Raw genomic sequence first — 7,989 nt, 5'->3', positions numbered from 1 at the left:
GGCCGGCTGGCTGGCCGAGCCCGCGCGCCTGCGCCTGTTGGTGCTGGACGCCACCTGGCGCAAGAGCCGCAAGATGCTCTGGGCCAACCCCGCGCTGCAACGCCTGCCGCGCCTGGCGCTGCAGGGCGTGCCCGCGTCGCGCTACGCCATCCGCAAGGCCCATGCGCCGCACCAGCTGTCCACGCTGGAGGCCGTGCAGCTGGCGCTGCAGCAGCTGGAGCCCGGCAACGCCGGCCTGGCCGCGCTGGGCGAGGCCATGGACGCCTTCGTGGCCGGCCAGCGCGCACTCTGGCCCGCGGCTATGCTGGACGCATCCCAACAACACGCCTTGACGAGGAGACACCCATGGCCGACCGCTACCCCTTCCCCGACCTGAACACCCTGCCCGAAGACATCCGCGCCCGCATCCTGGAGGTGCAGGAGAAGGCCGGCTTCATCCCCAACGTGTTCCTGGCGTTTGCGCGCCGGCCGGCCGAGTGGCGAGCCTTCTTCGCCTATCACGACGCGCTGATGCTCAAGGAGGAAGGCAGCCTGACCAAGGGCGAGCGCGAGATGATCGTCACCGCCACCAGCGCCGCCAACCAGTGCCTGTACTGCGTGGTGGCGCACGGCGCCATCCTGCGCATCTACGAGAAAAACCCCCTGGTGGCCGACCAGGTGGCCGTGAACCACCGCAAGGCCGACATCCCGCCGCGCCACAAAGCCATGCTGGACTTCGCCATGAAGGTCTGCCAGCGCGCGCACGAGATCGAGGACGCCGACTTCGAGGCGCTGTACCCACACGGTTTCGACGATGAGGACATCTGGGACATCGCCGCCATCACGGCGTTCTTCGGCCTGTCCAACCGCATGGCGAGCTTCGCGAACATGCAGCCCAACCCCGAGTTCTACCTGATGGGCCGAGTGCCGCGGGACAAGAAGACCGGCTGAACCACGCACGGAAACTACCAAAACAATAGCTTCCTGCGCTTATCTAGCAAGCGCTACAGGCCGATTTTCCTTGTGGTTCCGGCAGTTATCAAAAGCGTCGAGCGCACGGCGGTAGGTGGGCGATTGCACGTCCAGCACGCCCAGCACCGTGTGGTAGAGGTTGTCGTGGGTGAGCGCCCTGCCCTGGTCCGCGCGCAGGCACGCAGCGGACAATCCGCGCCGGCGCGCAAGGGACTCGTCCAGCCACGCCACCATCGGCACGTGCTTTTGCGCGTCCGGCGCCAAGCTGTAGGGCATGCCGTGCAGGAACAGCCCATACTCGCCAAGCGACTCACCGTGGTCGCTCACGTAAAGCAGCGCGGTGTCGTAGCGCGCGGACTGGGCGCGCAGCCAGTCGATGGCGCGGCCCAGGAAGGCGTCAGTGGCCGCGATGGAGTTGTCGTAGGCATTGACCAGCTCGCCAGGCGCGCACTGCGCCAGCACTTCGGTGCGGCACTCTGGCATGAAGCGCTTGGCGTCTGTCCCGGAGCGCTTGTAGTAGGCCGGGCCGTGGCTGCCCATCTGGTGCAGCACCACCAGTGCGCCGCGCTGCCGGCTCGCTGCGGGCAGCGCGGCCAGGCGCTGCTCCAGGCCCTGGAGCAAGGCCTCGTCACTGCATTCGCCGCCAGGACAGAGCGCGGCGCGTGCGTCGGGCGCCAGGCCGTCCTGGGCGGCGGCATGCGGCACGCGATCACACACCCCCTTGCACCCGGACTGGTTGTCCAGCCAGAGCACGGCCAGCCCGGCGGCCTGGGCCACGTCCAGCAGGTTCTCGGTGTCGTTCTTGCGCGCCTCGAATGCGTCCTTGTCCAGCGGCGAGAACATGCACGGCAGGGACGCGGCCGTACTCGTGCCGCAGGAGCGCACGTTCTGCCAGCTGAGCACGTTGCGCGCCGCCAGCGCCGGGGTGGTATCGCGCCCATAGCCGTTGATGCCGAAGTGGTCGGCCCGGGCCGTCTCCCCTACCACCAGCACGAGCAGCAGCGGCCGCGCCCCCGCTGCATAAGAGGCTCCCAGCGCAGCGCCCTGTGTCATGGGCATGAGCACACGGCTGCGTGCCAGTGCGGGCCGCGCCGCCGCCACGGCGCCTGAATAAAGGCTGGCCAAAGGATTCATGAGATAGCGCAACTGCGGATGGCTGCGCATCAACGGTGCCAGATCGCGCGCCGTGATGGCCACTGTTCCGCTTGCCACGAGCAGTGCCAGCACCAGCAAAAGCGCATTGCGCCCCAGCTGGCGCAGCGGCCGCATGGCAGGAAGCGGCACACGCACCAGCCACCAGGTGGGAAGCACCAGCACCGCCGCCACAGCCGCCAGCATCTGCGGGCCCAGCAAATCGGCAGCCTCCCGCACGTCAGTCTGCAACACGTTGGTGGCCATGCCGGGATCCATGACCACGCCGTAGGCCCCCATGTAGTACTGGGCCAGCGCGGCAATGAGCACCACCAGCCACCAAAGCGGCTTCATGCCCCGCGTCCACGCGCTGAACGCCAGTAGGGCGACCGTGCCGCAGGCGACCAGCACGGCCAGGGCCGCCAGGGGGCGCAGTGCGGCCCCTGCCCCGCCGCTGATCTGCACCACCTGCAGCCACAGCGGCCAGTTGGCCGCCAGTACCAGATAGAGCGAGAGCCGCAACACCACCTGCTGCGGCGTGAGGGGGGTGGCCATCCACCGGTCCACGCGGCGCACCAGGAACCGCAAACCGTCGAAAAGGCCGGAATGCGCGACGAAGAGAGGGGCTGAGACAGAAGAATCGGGGGCAAAACGAAGCATCGTGCCATCGTCTGGCCCGGTGCTGAAGGGTGGCTGAACGCCTCGCTCAGGTTCCGTTCAGGTTTGTAACGCCAGCGGCGCGCAGGCGCCGCCGTGCCTGCACGGCCTCCTCGACGAGCAGGCCGACGCTCCAGCAAATCCAGCCTGTCCATAGCGTATGGCTCAGGTAGTGCGCACCGCGCACCTGCTGTGCCCACCCGAGCACGACTCCGCTGATCAACGCCGCGCATAGCCAGGGCAGCGCCAGACGCGGTAGCTTACGGCGCAGCACCCACCAGCCCGCCACGAACCCGAAGGCGGCCGAGGCATGGCCCGCCGGAAAGCAATGCCCCGGCCCTTGGTCCCACACGCCCCAATCCCAGTGCGAGACATAGACCGCCACGCCACCGAACTCCGCCAGGTCCCACGGGCAGCTCGTCGCAGCCAGCCGCTTGAGCGCCTGCACGGCCAGCATCGCCAGCACGATGGAGAGCACCAGCTGGCCCCGGTCCGCCGCGGGCAGCGTACGCAACGGCCCCCACGGGCGCCACACGCCCCACACCAGCGCCAGCACGCAGGCGGTGCTGAGCGCACGCGGCACTGCATGCAGCAGGAAACCGAACGTGGGATCGTGGCGCCAGGCGAAGCCCTGGGCGGTGCCGAACAGGCGCGCAAGCGGCAGATCCCCGCCAGAGACATCCCACAGAAGAATCGGCACGAGCAACAGAAGGGTCAGCGCGACCCTGCGGCGAGACGACGGCAGCATGGGCCCCAAGCCTAAGCGCGGCACCTGAACGCCACGTGAACGAACGGCCCACTACACTTTCGCGCAAGCAAGACAACCCCCCGGGATTTCCATGCGCGTGCTGCTGGTCGAAGATGATCTGGCGCTGTCCGAAGCCGTGTGCGGCTACCTGCGCGCCAAGAGCTACGTAGTGGACGCGGCGCCCAGCCTCGCCTTGGCTAGCAGTGCCCTGCATGCCGCCCAGTACACCGCCGTGCTGCTGGATCTGCACTTGCCCGACGGCGACGGCTTGTCGCTGCTGCACGAGGTGCGGACACTGCAGGAGCGCCCCATCGTGATCGTGCTCACCGCACGCGACCAAGTCAGTGATCGCATCCGCGGCCTGGATGCCGGCGCGGACGACTACCTCATCAAGCCTTACGACCCCGGTGAGCTGCTCGCGCGGCTGCGCGCCGTGGAGCGTCGGCGCCATGCGGCCAACGTGCCGGTGCTCACGCTAGGCGACCTGCAGATCGACCTGGGCCGCGAACAGGTGCGGCGCTCGGGCATTCCGGTGGCGCTGACACAGAAGGAATGGGCCTTGCTGCGCGTGCTGGCCACGCGGCCAGGCCGCATCCACACCCGCGACACATTGCAGGACGCGCTCTATGGCTGGGGCGAAGAGATCGACAGCAACACGCTGGAGGTGTTCATCAGCCGCCTGCGGCGCAAGCTCGGCCGCCAGCACATCGAAACGCTGCGCGGGCTGGGCTACCGCCTGATCCTGGGCGCGGCGGCCACGGCATGAAGGTATCCAGGCTCGCCCACCGTCTGGCGCGCGCGCTCGTGCTGCGGCTCGCCCTGGTGTGGGTGATTTGCGTCATTGCCGTGGCCTTCTACCTGAACCACGAGATCGAGGAGAACTTCGACGCCGAGCTGGCCGAGAGTGCGCACCGCATGTTCGACGTAGCCATGTTCCAGCTGCAACGCGCGGCCACGCAGGGCTCGCAAGGGCCAGCCGCCAGCTCCCAGGCGCCGCTGGTCGCCGACGACCCCTTGTTTTCCGACGCACCACTCGTCTTCCAGCTGGCCGATGCCCAGGGGCGCCTACTGCTGCGCTCGCGCCAGGCCCCTTTGCAGGTCCTGGCCAGCCCGCTGCAACAGGGCTTTCACAACAGCGACGAGTGGCGGGTATACGTAGCGCAACATCCCCAGGAGCCTCTTTTTTTCCTGCTGGCCGACCCACTTTCGGAGCGCAACCACGAGTGGCGCGAAACGCTTGTCGTGCTGCTCGTTGCGGCCGTGATGGCTCTCGCCGCCCTGGCCTGGGCCCTGCCCGGCGTTGCCACGCGGGAGCTGCAGGTGCTGCAGCGGCTGCAACATCAGATCGGCGAGCGCGGGGGGACCGATCTGCGCCCGCTGGATCTGGCGGGCCTGCCGGCCGAGCTGCAGGCAGTCGGCCAGGACGTGAACCTGCTGCTGGAACGCCTGGACCAGGCGCTGGACGTGGAACGTGCGCTGGCGGCCAATGCCGCGCACGAGCTGCGCACGCCGCTCGCCACTGCGCGCCTGCGCCTGCAGACGGCACTGGAGCATGGCCTGCAGCGCGAAGACGTGCAGGCAGCCATCAACGCGCTGCAGGCGCTCAGCCACCGCACCGACAAGCTGCTGCAGCTCTCGCGCGCCGAGTCCAGCGCTGCGCTCACGCGCGAGCCCGTGGACCTGGACCGCCTCGCGGCCACGGTGGCCCAGGAGTTCTGGCAGGACGAACGCGCCGCCGACCAGCTGGAGCTGACCACGGCTCCTGACGGGCCTGCCTCCACCGCCCTGGGCGACTTCGACGCCTTGGCGATCGCCCTGCGCAACCTGGTTGAAAACGCCCTGAACTATGCGGCAGGCAGCCCCGTGGAAATCGTCGTGGGCCCGGGCCCCGTGCTCACTGTGCGCGACCAGGGGCCAGGCGTGAGCTCTGACCGCCTGCACACGCTGCAGCAGCGGCATGTGCGTCAAAGCGCGGACCGCGCGGGATATGGGCTGGGCCTGTCCATCGTGACCACCATCGCGCAGAAGCACGAGGCCCGGTTCACCCTCACCTCTCCCTTGCCTGGACAGACCGGGGGCTTCGAGGCCCAGCTGGAACTGCTGCCGGCGGGCTGAACGGCCCAGCGCCTCAACGCCCCCCGTTAACCGCCCCCCGTTAACCGCCCGCCCGTTAAACGCTGGCCAGTTCGCGCAGCCACTGGGGCAGCGCTGCGGCCTTTTGCTTGGGGAAGTCCACCCAGATCACGGTGGCGCCCCCCGCCGCGCAGATCACGCCCGGCTCGTTGGCGCGCTCCATGGTGGTCCAGGTTTCGAAAGTGGTGCGGCCCGGGTCGCTCAGGTACATCTTGATCAGCACCTCGTCCGGGTAGGCCAGCTGGCGGTAGAAGTTGCAGAAGGCGTTGACGATCACCGGGCCCTCGCCCTGCGGATCGGGGTTGCATCCCACGGACGTCATCCACTCGATGCGCGCCGTCTCCATGTAGCGGAAGTACATGGCGTTGTTGACATGGCCCATGGCGTCCATGTCGCCCCAGCGTACGGGCCAGCGCGTTTCCAGGACCAGCTTCTTCTGCTCGGGAATCTCGATCTTCATCGGTGTGTTGTCCGGACTGCGGGGATGGGCCACGCCAGCGAACGCGCCTGCGCTTGTCTCCCCCGTTGCATGGATGGGAACGAACGTGCGCTGGGCCCCTGACGCCCGTGAATACAATCGGCCGCAAGCTGGACTGCCGCCCCGCGGGGGGCCGTTCGCACGTTTTCACAATTATCCAAGCGAAAAGAGACGCCCATGACGAACGACGAGATTCTGAGCACCTACGGCCCCCGCGAAGCCATGGAATATGACGTGGTGGTGGTCGGCGGCGGCCCCGGCGGGCTGGCCACGGCCATCCGCCTCAAGCAACTGGCGGCGGCCAACGGCAAGGACATTTCCGTCGTCGTGCTGGAAAAAGGCTCCGAACCGGGTGCGCACATCCTCTCGGGCGCCATCATGGACCCGCGCGCGCTCACCGAGCTGATCCCGGACTGGAAGGCCAAGGGCGCTCCGCTGAACCAGCCCGTGACCGACGACGCCATGGTCTTCCTGGGCGAGAAGTCATCCTTTCGCACGCCCAACTTCGTGCTGCCCCAGTGCTTCCAGAACCACGGCAACTACATCGTCAGCCTGGGCAACGTGGTGCGCTGGCTGGCCGCGCAGGCCGAGGAACTCGGCGTGGAGATCTTCCCCGGCTTCGCCGCCGCCGAGGTGCTCTACAACGACGACGGCTCGGTCAAGGGCATCGCCACCGGCAACATGGGGCTGAACAAGGAAGGCGAGCCGACCGACGAGTTCCAACTCGGCATGGAGCTGCACGGCAAGTACACCATCTTCGCCGAAGGTTCGCGCGGCCACCTGGGCAAGCAGCTGATCGCCCGCTACAAGCTCGACGAAGGGCGCGATCCGCAGGCCTACGGCATCGGCGTCAAGGAGCTGTGGGAGATCGACCCCAAGCGCCACCAGCCCGGCTTCGTGCTGCACACCGCCGGCTGGCCGCTGGCGAGCGACACCTACGGCGGCGGCTTCCTCTACCACCTGGAGGACAACAAGGTCACGCTCGGCTTCATCACCGGGCTGGACTACACCAACCCCTACCTCAGCCCCTTCGAGGAAATGCAGCGCTGGAAGCTGCACCCGAACATCCGCTGGTACCTGGAGGGCGACGAGTCCAAGGGCATCAAGCCGGCCAAGCGCCTGGGCTACGGCGCGCGGGCGATCACCGCCGGCGGCCTGATGAGCCTGCCCAAGTTCACCTTCCCCGGCGGCGCGCTGGTGGGCTGCGACGCCGGCTTCCTGAACGCCAGCCGCATCAAGGGCAGCCACGCCGCCATCAAGACCGGCATGCTGGCCGCTGAGGCCGCCTACGAGGCCGTGGTGGCCGGGCGCCAGGGCGATGAACTCACGGCCTACACCCGCGCCTTCGAGGCCAGCTGGCTGTACACGGAACTGAACAAGGCACGCAACTTCAAGGCCTGGTTCAAGAAGGGCCTGACCACGGCGACGCTCATGAACGGCATCGAGCAGTTCCTGCTCAAGGGCCACGTCCCCTGGACACTGCACCGCGACACGCCCGACCACGCGATGCTCAAGCCCGCGGCCGAGTGCAAGCCCATCGTCTACCCGAAACCCGACGGCAAGCTGACCTTCGATCGCCTGTCCAGCGTGTTCGTGAGCAACACCAACCACGCGGAGAACCAGCCCGCGCACCTGAAGCTCAAGGACCCGAAGATTCCCACGGAAATCAACCTGCCGACCTATGCCGGCCCGGAGAGCCGCTACTGCCCGGCCGGGGTGTACGAGTTCGTGCCCGACGAATCCAAGGGCGGCAACGCCCAGCGCCTGCAGATCAACGCCCAGAACTGTGTGCACTGCAAGACCTGCGACATCAAGGATCCGACGCAGAACATCGTCTGGGTCACGCCCGAGGGCGGCGGCGGCCCGAACTATTCCGGCATGTGAGAATGGC

Annotated in this window: 8 protein-coding genes; 5 read left to right on the top strand and 3 right to left on the bottom strand. The window is 68.0% G+C overall.

The window, feature by feature from the left end:
- Positions 1–376: DTW domain-containing protein (locus tag A612_RS10110; protein WP_019374375.1), on the top strand; the 376-nt coding region annotated here is incomplete at its 5' end.
- The gene (locus A612_RS10105) at positions 346–930 is read left to right on the top strand and encodes a peroxidase-related enzyme (protein ID WP_019374374.1); all 585 of its coding nucleotides are present in this window, start codon (positions 346–348) and stop codon (positions 928–930) included. The genes A612_RS10110 and A612_RS10105, both read left to right, overlap by 31 nt.
- 39 nt (positions 931–969) lie before the next feature.
- On the opposite strand, the gene A612_RS10100 is transcribed toward A612_RS10105, so the two are convergent.
- Entirely contained in the window at positions 970–2,637 is a 1,668-nt protein-coding gene (locus tag A612_RS10100; protein ID WP_019374373.1) for a phosphoethanolamine transferase, read from the bottom strand.
- Between the two features lie 151 nt (positions 2,638–2,788).
- Entirely contained in the window at positions 2,789–3,487 is a 699-nt protein-coding gene (locus A612_RS10095; protein ID WP_019374372.1) for a phosphatase PAP2 family protein, read from the bottom strand.
- Positions 3,488–3,578: 91 nt separating this feature from the next.
- Here A612_RS10095 and A612_RS10090 point away from each other — a divergent pair, with 91 nt between their 5' ends.
- Together A612_RS10090 and A612_RS10085 are read left to right on the top strand one after the other, a co-directional pair.
- Positions 3,579–4,253, top strand: a complete 675-nt coding sequence (locus A612_RS10090; protein ID WP_019374371.1) for a response regulator — start codon at positions 3,579–3,581, stop codon at positions 4,251–4,253.
- Complete coding sequence (locus A612_RS10085) at positions 4,250–5,602, top strand: sensor histidine kinase (RefSeq protein WP_019374370.1); 1,353 nt, start codon at positions 4,250–4,252, stop codon at positions 5,600–5,602. The genes A612_RS10090 and A612_RS10085 overlap by 4 nt, the downstream gene beginning before the upstream one ends.
- 55 nt (positions 5,603–5,657) lie before the next feature.
- Here A612_RS10085 and A612_RS10080 read toward each other — a convergent pair whose 3' ends face one another.
- The gene (locus A612_RS10080; RefSeq protein ID WP_019374369.1) at positions 5,658–6,080 is read right to left on the bottom strand and encodes an acyl-CoA thioesterase; all 423 of its coding nucleotides are present in this window, start codon (positions 6,078–6,080) and stop codon (positions 5,658–5,660) included.
- 195 nt (positions 6,081–6,275) lie between these two features.
- Between A612_RS10080 and A612_RS10075 the strand changes: the two genes are divergently transcribed.
- Positions 6,276–7,982: an electron transfer flavoprotein-ubiquinone oxidoreductase gene (locus A612_RS10075; RefSeq protein WP_019374368.1), complete on the top strand. Its 1,707-nt coding sequence runs from the start codon at positions 6,276–6,278 to the stop codon at positions 7,980–7,982.
- Positions 7,983–7,989: the final 7 nt, after the last annotated feature.

It is taken from the genome of Melaminivora alkalimesophila (genome assembly GCF_000282995.1).
Taxonomy (GTDB): Bacteria; Pseudomonadota; Gammaproteobacteria; order Burkholderiales; family Burkholderiaceae_C; genus Melaminivora; species Melaminivora alkalimesophila.
This window is presented reverse-complemented; position numbering and strand designations above follow the sequence as displayed.

Coding starts and splice junctions, on each gene's coding strand:
- A612_RS10105 (WP_019374374.1), top strand. CDS start 346: ATGGCCGACCGCTACCCCTTCCCCGACCTGAACACCCTGCCCGAAGAC.
- A612_RS10100 (WP_019374373.1), bottom strand. CDS start 2,637: ATGGCCACCCCCCTCACGCCGCAGCAGGTGGTGTTGCGGCTCTCGCTC.
- A612_RS10095 (WP_019374372.1), bottom strand. CDS start 3,487: ATGCTGCCGTCGTCTCGCCGCAGGGTCGCGCTGACCCTTCTGTTGCTC.
- A612_RS10090 (WP_019374371.1), top strand. CDS start 3,579: ATGCGCGTGCTGCTGGTCGAAGATGATCTGGCGCTGTCCGAAGCCGTG.
- A612_RS10085 (WP_019374370.1), top strand. CDS start 4,250: ATGAAGGTATCCAGGCTCGCCCACCGTCTGGCGCGCGCGCTCGTGCTG.
- A612_RS10080 (WP_019374369.1), bottom strand. CDS start 6,080: ATGAAGATCGAGATTCCCGAGCAGAAGAAGCTGGTCCTGGAAACGCGC.
- A612_RS10075 (WP_019374368.1), top strand. CDS start 6,276: ATGACGAACGACGAGATTCTGAGCACCTACGGCCCCCGCGAAGCCATG.